Here is a 17,621-nt window from a genome sequence, read left to right as displayed (position 1 = left end):
ACTTCAGGGAGGGATTCAATGAACAGACTGATGATTGGTGCCCTGTTATTAACGGCATTTGGTGCTCTTAATACCCAACCAGCTTACGAAGAAGAAACGACAGCTAAAGAAAAAACAGAGGAAATTGCACGACCACTGGAAAAAAAGGATGTCTATGTTCCGAATCCGCAGCTTCCTGATGATATAAACTTGAACCAGATCGGACAGAACGTTTCCGATGCCAAAGGCGAATTAACTTTGAAGGCCTATAAAAAAGTGAATGAAACGCTGGATGTTGGCCCGATCGAGGTTAAAGTCAAAGAAATGAAAGTGATGCATGCCACTCCGGATTACAGCATGATTGATTTCTTCCACGGCTATACGCATGATGAAGATTTCGATATCGTAAAAGTGAACGTGGAAATCAAAAACAATACGGATAAAAAAATTAAGTTTTCCCCAGTTGCTTTCCTCGAAACGGACAGAGGAGAACATCTGACATGGGAAGATGAGATCTACTTGGAAGAACTTACTGGTGAAATAGAAGGAAACGGTTCAAAAAGCGGAAACATTGGTTTCATTCTAAATGATGGAGACATATTGGGCATATCCCTAATGACAAGTGATGCGGTGGATGAAGAAGGGGAAGTCCTTGCAAAAGGCAAGTCAGCTGAATTCGCTTTTTAAAGAATATGTATAAATGGCTTGGAAAAATAAAATACTAGAACAAGTGATGGGGATTACTATCACTGAACGGAATATCCAAATCCTAATGATGAGGTGACACAGAATGAGCTATAAAGATCAATTAGATCCACATTCTCAAAAGTTTCACCATAATTGGACAAGACCTAAGCGTTCAAAATCTCAAGTTAATGGCCACACGCAAGAATCACAAACAAACATTATACTAAGAAGCAATGCAAAGGCTCACAGGTGGTAACGGATATTTCCGACAAAGAAGGAGGCTCCCAGCGAGTCTTCTTCTTTATATTTAATCCAAAATCATCTAAACCGATCAAGGCATTCATGGCTTTTCACTGATAATTATGATACCATTTACCTTTAAGATTGAAGTGATGAGCATGGCGTGAAACTGGAGTTTCGATTTCGATTGAAAGTTTCACTTTATACAAATAGAGGACGTGAATTGTAATGATTAAAATTGAAATCCCTGCAGCGGATATAAGCATCAAACAAAGAAAGCAAGTTATAGAAGGAGACGAAGCTGTCATTCCTGAAATTTACGGGTTTATCGATTTTCATTTGATTCCCCGTGATAAAGGCGGCATCATCTTGTTTTACAATGAGAATGATGAACTGATTTTTGTCGGTAAAGCCCGTAAATTAAGACCAAGGGTCAAGAAGCATTTTGAGGATAATGTTTCTCCGATTAAAGAGCATCGTAATGAAGTCAAGAAAATTGACATTCTTTTAGTCGAAGACGCTATGGAACGTGAAATCTATGAAACGTACATGATCAATAAGCTTCATGCTAAATACAACGTCGACAAAGTGTTTTATAAATAAGAAACACCTATGAAAAGCTGACTGCATATGCACTCAGCTTTTTTGTGTTTATATATGTACAGAAATAATTTCGTACATTTACAGCAGCTACATGTTAGGTTAACAATGTTGGTTTATATTTAGAGTATTCCAATACATTCTCAGGAGGAAGCTATTGAAGAAAATACTTTGTAAAAAGGTGTTAGTTATCTCGATCGGGACAGTGATTGCCTTTGGGAATTTAACGTGGTCCATGTCACAAGCTTCTAAGCTGGCGAAACAGAGAGAGATTGAAACTTTTGAACAAAAGACAGTAACATCTTCAGGGTGGGAAATGGCGGAATAAGCTCAGTAACCAATAATTTTTTTCGAATTACAACAAAGAAAAATGTATTGGATATTGAGATGTTGTTGATGAACAGCAGCTTGCAATAAGGAAGTACAATGAATGATAAAACTGCAATGGAGGTTCATTACACATGATGTTATGTGTGATTGGGCTTCCATTTGATTTTTGTTTTTAGTTTCATTAAGAATGCAGTACCTTTCATTTATCCGTGATTGCACATGCTGCAGGTGTCGGAGCAATAGTGATTACATTTGTTCAGAAAAAGTTTTCGGAGGCAATTTTGAAAAAAACTTGCAAATAGTAATGATTACGTTTTATTATTAGAGAGTGTTTTTATATGAGTGATGGCCTCGGTGTTTAAATCGTAATCATTTTGATTTACAAACAGAAAAGAAATCAGGTAAAGGAGTGGTATGGATGGAGATGAAGAAAATTCCGGTTACGGTATTGAGTGGATACCTTGGTGCGGGAAAGACGACGCTCTTGAATCATATTCTTGAAAATCGGGATGAGCTGAAGGTTGCCGTCATTGTTAATGATATGAGTGAGATCAATATTGATGCTTCGCTGGTCAAACAGGGAGGGTTTACCCAGACGGATGAAAAACTGGTGGAAATGCAGAATGGCTGCATTTGCTGTACGCTTCGTGAGGATTTGATGATTGAAGTGGAGAAATTGGCGAAACAAGGGGACATTGATTACATTGTAATTGAATCGACTGGGATAAGCGAACCGGTACCTGTAGCCCAAACCTTCTCCTATGTTGATGAAAGCATGGGAATTGATTTATCGGAATATTGCCGGCTTGATACGATGGTTACCGTTGTTGATGGGTATAATTTTTGGCAAGACTTCACTTCCGGAGAAACGCTTATTGACAGGATGCAGGCAACTGATGCTGCCGATGGCAGGGAAGTGGTCGACCTACTAATAGATCAGATAGAGTTCGCCAATGTCATCCTGTTAAATAAAATCGATCTAATGGATGCTGACGCCGTTGAGGAATTAAAGGCGGTTCTTCATAAAATGAATGCGGATGCGAGGATCATCGAAACGAATCATTCCAAGGTGCCGCTAAAGGATGTATTGAATACACATTTATTTGATTTTGAAGAGGCAAGCCAAGGGGCGGGCTGGATAAAGGAATTGAATGAAGAGCATATCCCGGAGACCCTGGAGTACGGGATTTCATCCTTCGTTTACAGAAGGGAAATACCGTTTCATCCCGAGAGGCTGATGGAATGGTTAGAAAATTGGCCCGTACAAGTGGTGAGGGCAAAGGGCTTCCTTTGGCTGGCATCGAGAAATGATACGGCAGGCTTGCTTTCGCAGGCGGGACCGTCATTAACTTTACAAGCAGCCGGTAAATGGATTGCAGCTTACCCTGAGGAAGAACAGGGCCAAATTTTAAAGGAGGCACCTGAATTATTGGAACGGTGGAATGCAGTATACGGTGACAGGATGACGGAGCTGGTGATGATTGGCATTCAAATGAATCAACAGGAAATCGAAAATGAATTAGATCAATGCTTATTGACGGAAATTGAGTTACAGCAGGATTGGTCTTTATATGAAGATCGATTGCCTGCTTTTACGGAAATCGTTCATTAAAAAACATTAGGAGGAAATAAAAATGAGAGTAAACATTACGTTAGCATGCACAGAATCAGGGGACCGCAATTATATCACAACGAAAAACAAGCGGAATAATCCGGACAGGATCGAATTGAAAAAGTACTGCCCACGATTAAAGAAACACACGCTTCACCGTGAAACGAAGTAATTTTGAAGTTTAAATCGTAATGATTTTGTTTTATGAAGAGGATGGATATAAAAGGAGGGAAGTTCATGTTGGAATGGATCATTATTGGCGGAGGCATTCAAGGTATGACGATGGCGGCATTTTTACTTAAGTCAGGAAAAACGACAGTGGACCAGCTGGCGATTGTTGATAGAAATGAAGAACCATTGGCAAGATGGAAGCATTGTACGGAAATCATTTCAATGCCTTATTTACGTTCTCCATCCGTACACCATCTGGATGTGAATCCCTTCAGCCTGCAGAAATATGTGGAAAAGGCAGACTGGAACAATAACTTTTATGGCCAATATAAGCGGCCGTCCCTACAATCCTTCAATGAACATTGTGTTCACTTGGCTGATGATTTATCCATTAAGAAGGCATGGGTGCAAGGGGAAGTCACCTCTGCCTGCAAAACGGGACAGGGCTGGGAAATCCAATTGCAAAACAAGCGACGGCTTGTGGGACAAAAGCTTGTGATTTCAATTGGTATTGGTGAACAGCCTTATTGGCCTGATTGGGCACAGCAATTAAAACAAGAGCATGAGGGTTCCGTTTATCACATATTCGATGAAAATATTCCGGGGCTGACACAATTAAAAGGACCAATCACGATCATTGGGGGAGGCATATCTTCTGTCCATCTCGCTTTGAAGCTGAGTAAGATCTATCCCAATGACGTAACGCTACTAAAGCGGCATCCATTTAGGATTCATGATTTCGACAGTGATCCTGGTTGGTTGGGGCCGAAAAAACAGCGTCCTTTCCATGCTATAACTAGCTATCAAAAAAGACGCGAGACCATTATCCAGGCACGTAATAAGGGTTCCGTACCACCTGACTTACATAAAGCGCTGATGAATCAGGTTAAACAGGGATTATTACGTGTAATGGATGAAGAAGTGATAAGCGCTGTGTGGAGGAACGGGCATATTGGTCTCAGGAATAAATACGAAAAGGTCATTCAACTTACAGGGACGATCCTTTTAGCGACCGGCTTTAAGTCATCAATGCCAGGGAAGGATTGGCTGACTCCAGTCATCCGGTCGCATGATTTACACTGCGCAGAATGTGGTTATCCGATTGTATCGCAGTCGTTGCAGTGGGGACCTGGTTTATTTGTCACGGGTGCATTGGCTGAACTTGAAATGGGACCGATTTCGAGGAATATATCGGGAGCAAGACAGGCAGCGGAACGAATTGTGAATAGTTTATAGATTTTATAAAATCAAGATTTTTAAAAAAGGAGAATATAAATGGCGAAAAAATCCAAGGTGATTAAAGCTGAAAAACAGCTGGCAATGGTCGAAAAGTATGCAAAACTTAGAAAGGAATTGAAGGAGAAAGGGGATTATGCCGCATTGGCCAAACTCCCTCGTGACTCTTCGCCGACAAGGGTTCACAATCGTTGTGGAGTAACGGGAAGGCCCCGTGGATATATGCGCAAATTCAACATGTCACGTATCGTTTTTAGGGAACTTGCTCATAAAGGGCAACTGCCGGGTGTCAAAAAGTCAAGCTGGTGAAGCGGGGAGTACTAAATCATTCATAAAAAAAGGGGTTTGGAGTCCGAATAGTGAGGAGAAGGCCGAAAAGATTCTTGAACCGAATAAAGTGCGGTGTAGGTCGAAAATATTCGTGAACGGTCGAATAAGGTGCAATGTAGGTCGAATAAAATGCAATGTAGGTCGAATAAAGTGCAGTGTAGGTCGAATAAAGTACGGGATAGGTCGAAAAACTGCGTGAACGGCCGAATAACTGGCTAGCCGAGACCCCGCAGGCGCTTGCTTTGATGCGGCTTGGCAGACAGTCGCGGAAAGTGAGCGGATTTCTGAAATCAACTGGAACTTTTATTAATTTGTCTACAGTCTGAAGGTCCTTATCTAATCTTAGATAAGGACCTTTTTAGATGCTTAATTATTTTTAATTTCTTCTTCTATTTCTAAATTCCATTTATCACGTGTACTATATAAGATTTCATGTACAAAACTTGAAAAGGAATATTTATTTTGTTTTATTTCTTGTTCTAATTTTTTGAGATTTTCTTTTAATTTTTCAATTACTTCTTTTTCTCATCTCTTCATGTGAATATGTACTTGGTACTCCTCCTGCTCGTAATAAAGAATTTAATTTAGTTTTAATTGAGCTAAATCACTTGCATCATCAATCTCCACTTTTCTAATTGATGTAATGATTTTACAACTTTACTTTTATTTTTATTAAAATAAGCTGCTGTATCTTTATCAAACTGAAATTTAAAAGGGAGGATGAGAGTTGATTGACGGAAGGAGCCCTTGTTAAAACAAGGGCTCCTTCATCATTATAAAGATGTGTTGCTTACTTGACTGCCTTTAATGCTTGTTCAGATATATAGAAGTCTTTTCCGTTGTAAACGGTGATGGCATTTATTTCCTTTTGTTTAGTGGATTTAGGGGTCTTGCTGATAACGATATTCTTATTTGCAGGCAACTCTACTTTTTGCTGCCCCTTTTTCGCTACGAAAATTGGGTTATTCGGGTCTGTCACATCAATACGGGTTGAATATCCTTTTTTCTCAAAGGAATCTTTAGCATTCATGTAGAGTTTGTTCGATAATTTTTGTAAATCAAAGCCCATGAATTCGGCCATTTTTTTAGCGAGGTCTGTATTCTCCATTAATCCAGTCGGTTTTGAAGGGCCATAAGAATACAGGAATACGTCTTCCCCTGTATGACCGCCAGTTGTAAAGCCAATGTTGGCACGGTTAGCAAGCAGCTTTGTCATTTCAGCACCTACGTTTTTAGAAGAGGTAAGTTTTGCTGTTTCTTCAGAAGTCAGTTCATCCAGTCCATACAGTGCTGCAACTTCTTTTAGATTGGAATGATCTGGTTTTAACTTACTTAAAGCTCCTTCAACAGTCATCTTCGCTTTCTTTAATGGATCGATATAAGCTGATACGGGTGTTTCCGGGTAGGAGGAGTTCGTGTTTACGTTACCCATTGTAATTCCGCTGTTCCCGTGGTCCGTTACAGCAATGACCATCGTGTTTCCGTCATTTTTTGCAAACTTAAGGGCTTCGTTCACGGCATCATCAAAAGCTAAAGTATCACTAATCATTCCAATCGTGTCGTTTCCGTGAGCAGCCCAGTCAATCTTGCTTCCTTCGACAAATAAGAAGAAGCCATCTTTATCTTTTTTCAAGGTTTTAAGGGCTTTATTGGTCATCTCAGCTAAAGTGGGTTCACTTGGCTTTGTTGTTTTACGATCTAAATCATATGCCAGGGCACTTGGTGCAAAGCTTCCCCAAATTTTATTCGATTTGGAGTTTAACAGCTCGTCACGGGTTTCAACAAAATCATATTTGTCTTCATCGAGCACTTCCAAAAGGTTTTCTCCATCAATTCTTGCATTTTTTGTTTTACCTGGTAAAAGGGATTCCTTGCCCCCTCCCAAAACGACGTCAATCCCCTGATAAACCTGCTGTTCCGCAATATCACCATAATTGCTTCGATGTGTCACGTGAGCGGAGAATCCTGCGGGTGTAGCATGCTGGATTTCAGATGTAGAAATGATGCCAGTAGCCTTTCCGGCTTGTTTCGCACCCTCCAAAACGTTAGCGACTGGTTTATGGGCATTTTTCGGATTAACCGGATCCAGCCCTGGAGAATTAACGATGGCTGGCAGGACACCGACAAATTTATCATTGGATTTATTTCCTGTCGCAAGGGCTGTTGCTGCAGGAGCTGAGTCTGTAATGGCCGATTCAGCAGAATATGTACGCATACCGCCTGAAAGCATTTCATCCATGGCTAGATTACCGCCTTTATACCACCTTGAAAGGGTTGTGGCTCCTGTGCTTGTCCCATCCATCACCATCATGATGACGTTTGTTGGTTCTTTTTTCTTGTTTTTTGCCTGAACATCTTCCTTCATTGTTGAAATACCCAGTGATGAAATGGCTACCGCTCCCGCTAACGTAATTCCTGCTACCTTTTTGCTCATTTTCCCCAAAATGCATACCTCCAAAAATATTATTACTTTTAGGATAAATGCAGTATATTAAGAAATTACTTCAGTTAAGTAAAGAAAGGTTTTTTATCTGTAAATTTTGCTAAAATATTGAAGAAGCGTTAAAAAAGCAGAAGTCTTTAAGACTCTGCTTTTTTAGTATGCTTTTTACCTTTGGAAAAATTCAATCCACTCTTTTTCCGGTCCATATACGTAGAAATAGCGATAACCATTTGGAAGGGTGACGATCTCTTCATCAATCAGCTCGGTGTCATCCAAGCTTTTGATCCGGGCATATTCTTCTTCGATATCATCCACGGTAATGGCAAAATGGTGGATCGTTGCTTCGGATGGCAGTGTGTCGCTATATCCCTGAATCAATTCTATTTCTGTTTCGTCCGACTCTTCGTAACCCAGGAATGCCAGTTCGATTACCCCATTAGTATGAGTCATGCGTGCTTTTAATTTTAAATCCAGAACATTTTGATAAAAGGCGATGGATTTTTCAAGATCTTTTACAACAACGCCAACGTGATCGACCCTCTTCACAGCCAAGAAATCTTCCTCCTTCATTAAGTCCAGATTCAATTTGCTAATATTAGTATATATAAGATTATTCGGAATTAAATTACATTTTTATAACCGTTTTTAGATAATTTTTTAAATGATGTTAATAAAGGGAAAGTATTGGTAAATAATGAAAAATGACGAATGGCTTTCGGGATAATACTTTTCTTCCATAATATCTATTGATTGATTCTTTTAATGTAAGAATGAATTTAACATTTTCCAGGGCAAAAATTTGTTTCTAAATGGAATAGTAGATATACTATGGAAACAACTCCATTATTAATGGATATGAGAGGAGAGGTAGTATGGGAAAAATTCGTGAAGGTGAAATTTTCACCCTTACTGATGACAGTGATGAAGGCCATGAAGTTGAGGTTTTAGGTTCATTGGATGTAGAAGGAACGGAATATGTTGCAGTAGGTTTGCTTGAAGATATTGAAGAGGATACAGATGAAGATATCGATATTTTCTTTTTCAGGGTCGAAGGCGAAGGTGAACTGCTCGATATCGAATCGGATGAAGAGTTCGAAAAGGTATCATTGGCGTTTGAAGCGGCATTTGAAGCTAAAGAATGACAAGTTAAAAAGACGGCACATTGTGTGAGGCCTCAGTTTGCAGACAAAAAGGTTTCGGAATGACACCATTCCGAAACCTTTTTGAGTTAAGCGAATGCCTGAAGGCAAATAGTACAAACCCTTAAAAAACTGTAGATAAACTCGACTTTCATCAAGTTTGTCTACAGTCCGAGAGGCACAATATGTGCCGCCTTTTTTATATGTATAAAGAAAGTATTGGCCCCGCCTTCGCCAAATACCATGATAGCCACGCGTGCTATCCAGCCTTACTTAAGTATAGGGTTGTATTATTGATAGGACGTGTATTCCATATGAAGATTTTGTTAATAAACGGAGTATTTTTCCATCCCTGAGGCATAGGATAAAAAAAGTGGAGGTGATGGAATGGCCGTTGTAAAGCACACTGATGCCGATATAGCATTATTGGCAAGATTGCTTAGGGCGGAAGGCGAGGGCGAAGGTGATCAGGGCATGTTGATGATCGGTAATGTGGGGATCAATCGGATTAGGTCGAATTGTTCCGATTTCAAAGGGCTGAGGACGATTCCAGACATGATTTATCAGGAGCATGCCTTTGAAGCTGTACAGAAGGGGTATTTTTATCAGCGGGCAAGGGACAGGGAAAAAAGACTTGCACGCCGCAGTGTAAATGGTGAAAGGATATGGCCCTCGAAATTTAGCCTATGGTACTTCAGGCCACCGGGAGATTGTCCGGCAACCTGGTATAATCAGCCCCTGGTTGGACGTTTCAAGCTTCATTGCTTTTATGAACCAACAGGTACAGAATGTCCAAATATTTATAATACATTTTAAGAAAGAGGCTGAACCTTATGGGGGTTTGGCCTCTTTGTGCATCAATCCTTAACTTGGAAAAATCATATGATAAAACTGGCAAATGATTTACTGATACTGTAAAATTGAGACTGTAAATTTCCGGATAAGAAAGGAATAAAAAAATTGATGAGTAAAAGGCTTATTAATTATGGACAAGGGCAAATGGGGGAACAGCCGGAGGATAATACCGAGAAATTTAAGTCTTTCATGGAGAACAACCCGGACGCCATTTCCATTGTTGATCTGGAAGGAAAGACCCTTCAAGTGAATGCAGCTTTTGAAGAGTTTTTCGGTTGGACGAATGATGAGCTCATAGGCATGCCGTTTCCAATTATTCCTGATTTCTTGAAGGAGTCAGTCAATGAATTGCATGACCAGATTAAGGCAGGGGTACAAAGGAAAGGCTTTGAAACGGTCAGGTTAAGGAAGGATGGCCAGTTAATCGATGTAAGCATTTCCCTGTTCAATATCCGTAATGATGAAAATGAGCCGTGTGCACTCGTTTTCGTTTATCGGGACATCACGAATCAAAAACTTGCTGAAGCTGCCTTGAAGGAAAGTGAGCAAAGGTATCGCAGTTTAGTTGAGGTGTCACCTGAAGCGATTTTTGTACATCGCAATGGGATAATAGAGTATATGAATCCCATGGGGGCAAAAATGCTTGGGATGGATAGTGTGGAAGATATTATCGGTAAATCGGTTTTTCAGTTCGTTCACCTGGAGTCCCGGGAAAGTGTACAAAAAAGAATCGAGATCATGAGGGACGATCATCAGGCGGTTGGTTTACTGGAACAAAAGTTCATTCGACTTGACGGACAAGTATTTTATGGAGAAACACTCGGTCTTCCGATTATATATAAAGGTCAACCGGCCATACAGGTATTTTGCAGGGATATTACGGAGCGTAAAAAGACCGAAGAGCTGCTCTGTAAATCCAATATGTTATCGGCGGTAGGACAGATGGCTGCGGGCATCGCTCATGAAATAAGAAATCCATTAACTACGGTCAAAGGATTTTTACAATTATTAAGGGAAGACCCTGAGCAAAAGGACTATCTTGAAATGATGGTCAGTGAAGTAGAAAAAATCGAAAACCTGGCCAATGAGTTTTTAAGTTTGGCAGAGCCTGAAGCGAAGGTTTGTGAATTCATTCAGCTTAACGATATTTTGGATAGTGTGATTACGTTAGCTGAGTTTCAAGCGATATTGAATGATGTCGAAATCATCAAGGAATATAATACGGATTCGGCATCTGTCTTTGGCGAACCGAATCAGTTAAAACAAGTATTCACGAATGTCGTCAATAATGCTATAGAAGCCATGCCCAATGGCGGCAAACTTCATATACAGTTAAACCATGAAGGTGACTCTGCAGTGATCCGGTTCATTGATCAAGGCTGCGGAATCACAAATGAGCGTATGAAGCATCTAGGCCAGCCTTTTTATAGCACATCTGAAAAAGGAACAGGGTTTGGGCTCATGGTCAGCACTAAAATCATCCATGAGCATAATGGGGAAATTCATTTCAGCAGCGAAGTGGGAGAAGGGACGATTGTAGATATCAGTCTCCCTATCAATGAAAAGTGACGAGAAGCCATGCTCTCGTCACTTTTTGGTTTATAGTTTAACGATCGTTCTGCCTCTTGCTTCCCCTTTTAATAGGGTAGGAAGGACGTCAGGCAATTCTTCAAGTGTAATTTCCTGTTGAACGAGCTGTTCCAAATGCTCTAGTTTAAAGTCGGTGGCAAGCCGATGCCAAACTTTCAATCTTGTATCCATCGGGCAATTGACCGAATCGATCCCAAGTAGATTAACCCCTCTTAGGATGAAAGGAAAGACGGTGGCAGGAAGGCTTGTACCAGCTGTCAATCCACTGACCGCCACAGCCCCGCCATACTTGATTTGGCTAAGGACCGATGCTAACGGTTCACCGCCGACGGGATCTACCGCCCCGCTCCACTTCTGCTTGCCCAGTGCCCGCAGCTTGCCATCATATACCTCTTCTCGCGATACAATGGTCGCCGCACCGATTTTCTTCAAGTATCCATGTTCCGATTCTTTTCCTGTACTCGCCTCAACGGAATAGCCAAGTTTGGAAAGGATCGAGACAGCGAAACTGCCGACCCCGCCAGTTGCACCAGTGACGAGAACGCTCCCTTGCTCAGGGGTGAGGTTATTTTCTTCCAATCGCAGAACCGATAGTGCTGCAGTGAAACCGGCCGTTCCGATGATCATCGCCTCTTTCATTGTAAGGCCATCAGGTAGCGGGACGATCCACTCTGCAGGAACACGGGCAAACTGACTATAGCCTCCTGATTGGGAAACGCCAATCCCGTAGGAGGTCGCAATGACTTCGTCTCCTTCTTTAAAGCGAGAATCCTCAGATGAAACGACAACACCAGCCAAATCAATGCCCGGAACGATCGGATAGCTGCTGACGATGTTACCATTCGGAATGGCTGCAAGGCTATCTTTATAGTTCACACCGGAATAATGAACACGGATGAGCACTTCGCCTTGAGGTAGATCATCAAGTGAAAGTTGCTGAATGTTAACGGTGAATTGATCATCTTGCTTGTTCACGACTAATGCATCAAATTTCTGTATCATGGTTCGTTCCCCCTTATAATAATGAATCTACCCCATTATAAAATAAAAAATAGAGGAATGTATAATGATACAATTCGAAATAAGTAGCGCTTGCTTTTCTTTCTGCTTCTAAAAATGGTACTATTAGATTTGATTCAGTTCATATTAAAGGAGATGTTTTACATGGCTAAAAAAGGATACATACTTATGGCAAATGGGGAAAAAATCGAATTCGACCTTTTCCCGAACGAAGCACCGAACACAGTGGCTAACTTCGAAAACTTGGCAAACACAGGATTTTATAATGGGGTAGTCTTTCACCGTGTAATCCCTGGTTTCGTAAGCCAAGGCGGAGATCCAACAGGTACAGGTGCAGGCGGAAGCGGCACACAAATCAAATGTGAAACAGAAGGAAACCCTCATAAACATGAGGCAGGTAGCCTATCTATGGCACATGCTGGAAAAGACACAGGCTCAAGCCAATTCTTTATCGTGCATGAACCACAACCGCATCTTAACGGTGTTCACACAGTATTCGGTAAAGTGACATCTGGACTTGAAACAGCCAAAGCTATGAAAAATGGCGACAAAATGGAAAAAGTCGAAGTTTTTGACGCTGAATGATGAAAGCGAAAAGAGGGGGCATCATGCTCCCTCTTTTTTTTGCGCTGTTCATGAGCGAAAATATATAAAGTCATTTTGGCATCGTGCTTTCAGTGAAACGATATTTGACCTCTGTCAAGGTTTCTGAAATATCCCATAATCTTTTCGACGTTTCTTCATTATATAAGGTATCGATGATCTCGTCTTTTCTGGGAAAGCCTTTTCTGCTCTTCTTTCCATCGGGTCCGATATACTCCCCGCCTGTCAATGCAGGTTCCGTTGCGGCATAAAGGGTAGGCAATGCTCCCATACTTGCCGGCTGGGTGATGGTTTTGGAAAGAAAGTGCACGAATTTATTTATGGGTTTGCCAGAACCGCGTGACATGAGATTAGTATGGGAAAGGCCCGGATGACAGGCAACACTGATCGGGGTTGCACCATGCTGGTTGAATTTATTCTGTAATTCGCGGGCGAAGAGTAGATTGGCCAGCTTGCTTTGCCCATAGTATTTCATTGGTTTATAACCGTTTTCACCATTTAGATTTTCGAAGTCTATATATCCATTGATGGCGGCCAAGCTGCTCAATGTGACCACACGCGAGTTTGGCGTAGAAAGGATACGCGGAAGAAGGAGGCCTGTCAAAGCAAAATGACCGAGGTGATTGCTGCCGAATTGCAGCTCGAAGCCATCCTTCGTCCTACTGTAGGGCGGAATCATCACACCTGCGTTATTGATGAGGACGGAGAGAGATTCATAGTTTTCCTGAAAGGAATCGGCAAAATGCCGAATGCTGCTCAAATCACTTAAATCCAGCTCCATTACACGTACATTTGCCTTTGGATGGACCGATAAGATTCTATCGACCGCCTTTTCACCCTTTGAAGCATTCCGGACCGCAAGGATGATCTCTGCCCCCTTACCGGCCAGTGCAAAAGCCGTTTCGAAGCCAAGCCCACTATTTGCACCAGTAATCACAATGGTTTGCCCCGATACATCTGCCATTTCTTCGCCATTCCACTTTTCAATCATCCAATCACACCTTTCCACACAGTCTTTACCTATCATATACCCAAATAATTCCTATATGTCACATTCTGTGTGGGGAACAGTGTTCTGTCGTCTATTTTTTTAAAAGATTAGCCGCCCATTAAGTAATCCATTATATTTTTCACGATCAGAATGACGGTTACGATGATAAATAATACTCTTACATATGCCACTCCTTTCTTAATGGCAAATTTAGAACCGGCCAACGCTCCTGCTATCATGGAGATCCCCATTGGTATTCCATAGGAAAAGTTGACGGTATCAAGGAATATGAACATGATCAGTGCCGCCAAATTACTTCCGAAGTTCAAAAATTTTGCATTCCCTGCAGAGTGCAAAAAATCAAATCCAATCATTAAAAAGGCAAACAAAATGAAGGATCCCGTTCCAGCGCCCAAAAAGCCATCATAAAAACCAATGGCAAATATAGCGAACGCAAATAGTGCAGCCTTTTGCCATGTGAGTGTATGGTAAGTCGATTTCTGGCCCCAGTCCTTTTTAAAAAAGGTATAAATGGCAATAGCTATTAATAGAACCAAGATCATTGGCTTTAATAATTCAGGCGAGACGAAATTGACAACCCAAGCCCCTAGCAGGGAACCTATGAAAATCAATGGGAAAAGTTTTGAAACCAATTTAAAATCAACCTTACCTGAGCGAATGAAGGCAATGGTGCTTGTTAAAGACCCCATGGAACTTGCTAACTTATTTGTAGCGATCGCTGCTGACGGGGAAAGTCCTGAAAATAATAAAGCGGGTATCGAAATCAGGCCGCCGCCGCCGACCACGGAATCAATGAATGCTGCCAAAAATCCGAAAAACATCAGCAGCAAAAGTGTTGAAATTTGTATATCTTCCATCCAAGAAGCCTCCGTATCAATGGCATTATGGCTGAAATGCTTGTTTTGCTGAAGCCATAAACCATTTTTGTTAGTCACTATTTAGATAGTAACTAATTGAAGCCGCTCTGTAAATAAGAATATTATGAGTCATTCCAACTGATATCGAATAGATTTCGATAAGACATTTGGTATGATAGGCATATAACTTACTAAAAGCACTAGGAGGTACTATGCAAGATATCATTCAAAAACTACAGTCTCTCGGGTTTAGTCAATATGAAGCAAAGGCTTATGTTTCTTTGGTTCGCCAAGGCCCAACCAGTGCCTATCAAGTAAGCAAGGAATCAGGAATTCCAAGGGCCCGCATCTATGAAATATTAAATGGACTGCAAGAAGAAGGAATCGTCTTAAAAGAGGAAATCAATGACTCGATACAATATTCACCGCTGCCAGTCGATGTTTTTTTGGAATCGGTTCAATCAAAATGGAACAATACCTATCAATCCATAAGCCATACACTAAAGCAATTCGAGAAAATCGAACCGATGTCTGACAATCGTGTAATGACGCTTAAGGGTGAAGGGCACATCCTATCCTTCTGCCGTACTTTGATTCACAAAGCCGAGAAAAGGGTGGTGGTTTCCTTATGGGACGAGATGTATGGCAAACTTGAACAAGAGCTAAAAGGGGTCGCTGGGCATTGCACTCTCAAGGGGATTGCATTTCAGGTTGAAAACCCATTATCAGGGATAGATATACATCGCAAAACAAGCTATGTGGAAAATATCGGAGAAAACAAATGGTTCATCTTATCCATCGATGGCAAGGAGACGATTTACGGCCCTTCTCCCGAAACGAGGGAAACGGCGTTTTACACAGATGATCCCATTCATATCAATTTTCTCGAAAATTACATTTGGCATGATATCCTCGTTAACCGCTTGGTTAAAAAGGATGAAGAAGATGCAGAGAAATGGATTTCAAGTGAAAGAGACCGTTTTTTCTCCCTATAAGATTAAAAAAAAGCTGATAACCCCATATGCAGGGGATATCAGCTTTTTTATTTTTGTACCGAAGTCATTCGGATAAAAGGGTTTTAGGAAATCTAATGGCCGTGGGCAAGCTTGATTTATCTCGATAAGACCTGTAAGACACAATTGTATGATTGTGCGCTTGAACATCCAACTGGAGAACCTGTGTGCTTTTCATTTCCAAATAGTACGTAACGTCTTCTTTTTGTAAATGATAAAAAGAAAAAGGTATACCTAAAAGGGTTTTCCTGATTAGTTTTGTTTCAGGCTGATTGATGATGTGCTCACTCAATTCCACTATCGTAACAGAAGTTGTTCCTGTAATGGCAGTTATTTTTTCTTTTGCATAATCGACTGCATGACTGAAGGTGACGGCAATATTCTTAAAGATTCCGTTCATGGGGGCATCTCCTTTTAATTAGGCTATGTTTGTAGTATGGTACGCGGCTAATGCTTTATTCAAAAAAATCCGCAATGATGATATAGAATTGTCACTTTATGAACATGATTAAGAAGTGTGCAGCGAAATCAATAAAAGGGCTATCAAGGAAGGACAGAGAAAATGTCAATGAAGGTCAAAGCATGAAGAATAAAAAAAATATATATTGGGGCCTTTTCCTCATCGCAATTCTCGCTTTTACAGTGGTGTCCATTCAGTTGAATATGGATGTGGATTCCAGAGCGGAAAAAGGGAAAGAAGCCGGTGCGGATAATCATGAGAGTATAGAAAAATTGCTGAAAAAAATGACGCTTGAAGAAAAAATCGGACAGCTTATGATGGTCGGTTTCAAGGGAACCGAAAAGAGCAGTGAAATTACGGAGCTTATCGAACAAAAACATATAGGGGGCGTCATTTATTTTGACCGTAATATGAAATCCCCTAAACAAGTGGCCAGGTTATCGAATTCGCTTCAGCAAATGGCCGATCAAAGTACCCATTCGCTTCCGTTGATGGTGGCCATCGATCAGGAAGGCGGGGACATCATCAGGATGAAGGAACGGGTATCGCCCCTCCCTGCACAACAGGAGATTGGAAAAAATGCCTCTGTTGAAGACATGTACAAAGTGGCCAAATTGAATGGGACAGAACTGGGCTCCATGGGGATTAACATTAATTTCGCCCCTGTACTTGATCTATCGAAAACGGACAAGCGTTCATTTGGGCAAGATCCGGAAAAGGTGTATCAATACGGAAAGAAAGCCATTCAAGGATTGAACGATGTATCGATAACTGGTGCACTGAAGCACTTTCCTGGAAACGGACGCAGCGAAATCGATCCGCATGTCGAAACATCTTCCGTGGAGGCAAACCAACTTGATCTGGAAAATTCGGATATTTATCCTTTCAAGCAAATCATAAGTGAACTGGATAACCAAAAGTTTTTCGTGATGGTGACCCACATTAAATATCCAGCCTATGATAAAGAAAAACCAGCAAGCCTTTCTAAAATCATCATCGAAGACCTGCTTCGGGGGAAACTCAAATATGAAGGACTTGTCGTTACCGACGATTTGGAAATGGGTGCTGTGAACAAGTATTTCTCCTATGAAGAGATGGGGAAGCAGGCAATCCTTGCAGGAGTTGATTTATTACTTGTCTGTCATGAATATTCCCATGAGCTTGAGGTATATAACGGATTACTGCAAGCAGTAAAAGCAGGGGAAGTTCCAATGGATAGAATTGACGAGTCAGTGAAAAGAGTGCTGACATATAAACTTTACAATATGAAGCAAACGAAAGCTGACCCGGATCAAGCGGAAAAAGTCGTGAAAAATCCCGAAAGCATAAAGTTTATCGAAAGCCTGAGCGAGGATGAATAAAAGCGAAACCGCTCTCTCAAAAGGATGCTTTTGTTTAAATCGGCTGATAGAGGGAATACTATATAGGACTAACTTGAAGGAGG

General features: G+C 41.1%; 20 protein-coding genes. 14 read left to right on the top strand and 6 right to left on the bottom strand.

Going from position 1 to position 17,621, the window contains the following annotated elements:
- The first annotated feature begins 18 nt into the window (after nt 1-18).
- From ABC374_RS22910 to rpsN, 8 genes are all read left to right on the top strand, one after another.
- Nucleotides 19-666, top strand: a complete 648-nt coding sequence (locus ABC374_RS22910; RefSeq protein ID WP_413019861.1) for a DUF4352 domain-containing protein — start codon at nt 19-21, stop codon at nt 664-666.
- Between the two features lie 103 nt (nt 667-769).
- Nucleotides 770-922, top strand: a complete 153-nt coding sequence (locus ABC374_RS22905; protein WP_072272311.1) for a YpzG family protein — start codon at nt 770-772, stop codon at nt 920-922.
- Nucleotides 923-1,128: 206 nt separating this feature from the next.
- Nucleotides 1,129-1,509: a nucleotide excision repair endonuclease gene (locus tag ABC374_RS22900; protein ID WP_170946990.1), complete on the top strand. Its 381-nt coding sequence runs from the start codon at nt 1,129-1,131 to the stop codon at nt 1,507-1,509.
- A 154-nt stretch (nt 1,510-1,663) separates the two neighbouring features.
- Complete coding sequence (locus ABC374_RS22895) at nt 1,664-1,834, top strand: hypothetical protein (protein ID WP_156500230.1); 171 nt, start codon at nt 1,664-1,666, stop codon at nt 1,832-1,834.
- Between the two features lie 420 nt (nt 1,835-2,254).
- Nucleotides 2,255-3,448, top strand: coding sequence for a GTP-binding protein (locus ABC374_RS22890; protein ID WP_413019860.1), 1,194 nt, complete (start codon nt 2,255-2,257; stop codon nt 3,446-3,448).
- Between the two features lie 22 nt (nt 3,449-3,470).
- Complete coding sequence (gene rpmG, locus ABC374_RS22885; RefSeq protein WP_034310390.1) at nt 3,471-3,620, top strand: 50S ribosomal protein L33; 150 nt, start codon at nt 3,471-3,473, stop codon at nt 3,618-3,620.
- 65 nt (nt 3,621-3,685) lie between these two features.
- Complete coding sequence (locus ABC374_RS22880) at nt 3,686-4,855, top strand: SidA/IucD/PvdA family monooxygenase (RefSeq protein ID WP_413019859.1); 1,170 nt, start codon at nt 3,686-3,688, stop codon at nt 4,853-4,855.
- Between the two features lie 39 nt (nt 4,856-4,894).
- Complete coding sequence (rpsN, locus tag ABC374_RS22875) at nt 4,895-5,164, top strand: 30S ribosomal protein S14 (protein ID WP_350300407.1); 270 nt, start codon at nt 4,895-4,897, stop codon at nt 5,162-5,164.
- A gap of 811 nt (nt 5,165-5,975) precedes the next feature.
- On the opposite strand, the gene ABC374_RS22870 is transcribed toward rpsN, so the two are convergent.
- Nucleotides 5,976-7,619, bottom strand: a complete 1,644-nt coding sequence (locus ABC374_RS22870) for an alkaline phosphatase (protein ID WP_413020428.1) — start codon at nt 7,617-7,619, stop codon at nt 5,976-5,978.
- 174 nt (nt 7,620-7,793) lie between these two features.
- Nucleotides 7,794-8,180: a VOC family protein gene (locus tag ABC374_RS22865; protein ID WP_413019858.1), complete on the bottom strand. Its 387-nt coding sequence runs from the start codon at nt 8,178-8,180 to the stop codon at nt 7,794-7,796.
- 320 nt (nt 8,181-8,500) lie between these two features.
- On the opposite strand from ABC374_RS22865, the gene ABC374_RS22860 reads away from it, so the two are divergent.
- The 3 genes from ABC374_RS22860 to ABC374_RS22850 all read left to right on the top strand — a co-directional run bounded on the left by ABC374_RS22860 (nt 8,501) and on the right by ABC374_RS22850 (nt 11,191).
- The gene (locus tag ABC374_RS22860) at nt 8,501-8,770 is read left to right on the top strand and encodes a DUF1292 domain-containing protein (RefSeq protein ID WP_137020263.1); all 270 of its coding nucleotides are present in this window, start codon (nt 8,501-8,503) and stop codon (nt 8,768-8,770) included.
- 384 nt (nt 8,771-9,154) lie between these two features.
- Nucleotides 9,155-9,583 carry a cell wall hydrolase gene (locus ABC374_RS22855; RefSeq protein ID WP_137020264.1) on the top strand — a complete coding sequence of 143 codons (429 nt, stop codon included), beginning with the start codon at nt 9,155-9,157 and terminating at the stop codon, nt 9,581-9,583.
- A gap of 147 nt (nt 9,584-9,730) precedes the next feature.
- Nucleotides 9,731-11,191 (top strand): PAS domain-containing sensor histidine kinase, encoded by a 1,461-nt coding sequence (locus ABC374_RS22850; protein ID WP_413019857.1) that lies wholly within the window; start codon nt 9,731-9,733, stop codon nt 11,189-11,191.
- Nucleotides 11,192-11,221: 30 nt separating this feature from the next.
- Here the strand turns inward: ABC374_RS22850 and ABC374_RS22845 are convergent, their stop codons facing one another.
- A complete protein-coding gene (locus ABC374_RS22845; RefSeq protein ID WP_413019856.1) occupies nt 11,222-12,214 on the bottom strand; it encodes an NADPH:quinone oxidoreductase family protein in 993 nt (330 codons plus the stop codon).
- A 162-nt stretch (nt 12,215-12,376) separates the two neighbouring features.
- On the opposite strand from ABC374_RS22845, the gene ABC374_RS22840 reads away from it, so the two are divergent.
- Nucleotides 12,377-12,817 (top strand): peptidylprolyl isomerase, encoded by a 441-nt coding sequence (locus ABC374_RS22840; RefSeq protein WP_095679904.1) that lies wholly within the window; start codon nt 12,377-12,379, stop codon nt 12,815-12,817.
- A 70-nt stretch (nt 12,818-12,887) separates the two neighbouring features.
- On the opposite strand, the gene ABC374_RS22835 is transcribed toward ABC374_RS22840, so the two are convergent.
- Together ABC374_RS22835 and ABC374_RS22830 are read right to left on the bottom strand one after the other, a co-directional pair.
- The gene (locus tag ABC374_RS22835; RefSeq protein WP_413019855.1) at nt 12,888-13,826 is read right to left on the bottom strand and encodes an oxidoreductase; all 939 of its coding nucleotides are present in this window, start codon (nt 13,824-13,826) and stop codon (nt 12,888-12,890) included.
- A gap of 107 nt (nt 13,827-13,933) precedes the next feature.
- Nucleotides 13,934-14,704: a sulfite exporter TauE/SafE family protein gene (locus tag ABC374_RS22830; protein ID WP_034310419.1), complete on the bottom strand. Its 771-nt coding sequence runs from the start codon at nt 14,702-14,704 to the stop codon at nt 13,934-13,936.
- A 212-nt stretch (nt 14,705-14,916) separates the two neighbouring features.
- Here ABC374_RS22830 and ABC374_RS22825 point away from each other — a divergent pair, with 212 nt between their 5' ends.
- Nucleotides 14,917-15,699, top strand: a complete 783-nt coding sequence (locus tag ABC374_RS22825) for a TrmB family transcriptional regulator (RefSeq protein WP_350300401.1) — start codon at nt 14,917-14,919, stop codon at nt 15,697-15,699.
- Between the two features lie 64 nt (nt 15,700-15,763).
- Here the strand turns inward: ABC374_RS22825 and ABC374_RS22820 are convergent, their stop codons facing one another.
- Nucleotides 15,764-16,117 carry a hypothetical protein gene (locus tag ABC374_RS22820; protein WP_413019854.1) on the bottom strand — a complete coding sequence of 118 codons (354 nt, stop codon included), beginning with the start codon at nt 16,115-16,117 and terminating at the stop codon, nt 15,764-15,766.
- A 182-nt stretch (nt 16,118-16,299) separates the two neighbouring features.
- Here ABC374_RS22820 and nagZ point away from each other — a divergent pair, with 182 nt between their 5' ends.
- Nucleotides 16,300-17,538, top strand: a complete 1,239-nt coding sequence (gene nagZ / locus ABC374_RS22815) for a beta-N-acetylhexosaminidase (RefSeq protein WP_413019853.1) — start codon at nt 16,300-16,302, stop codon at nt 17,536-17,538.
- Nucleotides 17,539-17,621: the final 83 nt, after the last annotated feature.

The organism is Peribacillus phoenicis, assembly GCF_047238085.1.
In the GTDB taxonomy this organism is placed as follows: domain Bacteria; phylum Bacillota; class Bacilli; order Bacillales; family DSM-1321; genus Peribacillus.
This window is presented reverse-complemented; position numbering and strand designations above follow the sequence as displayed.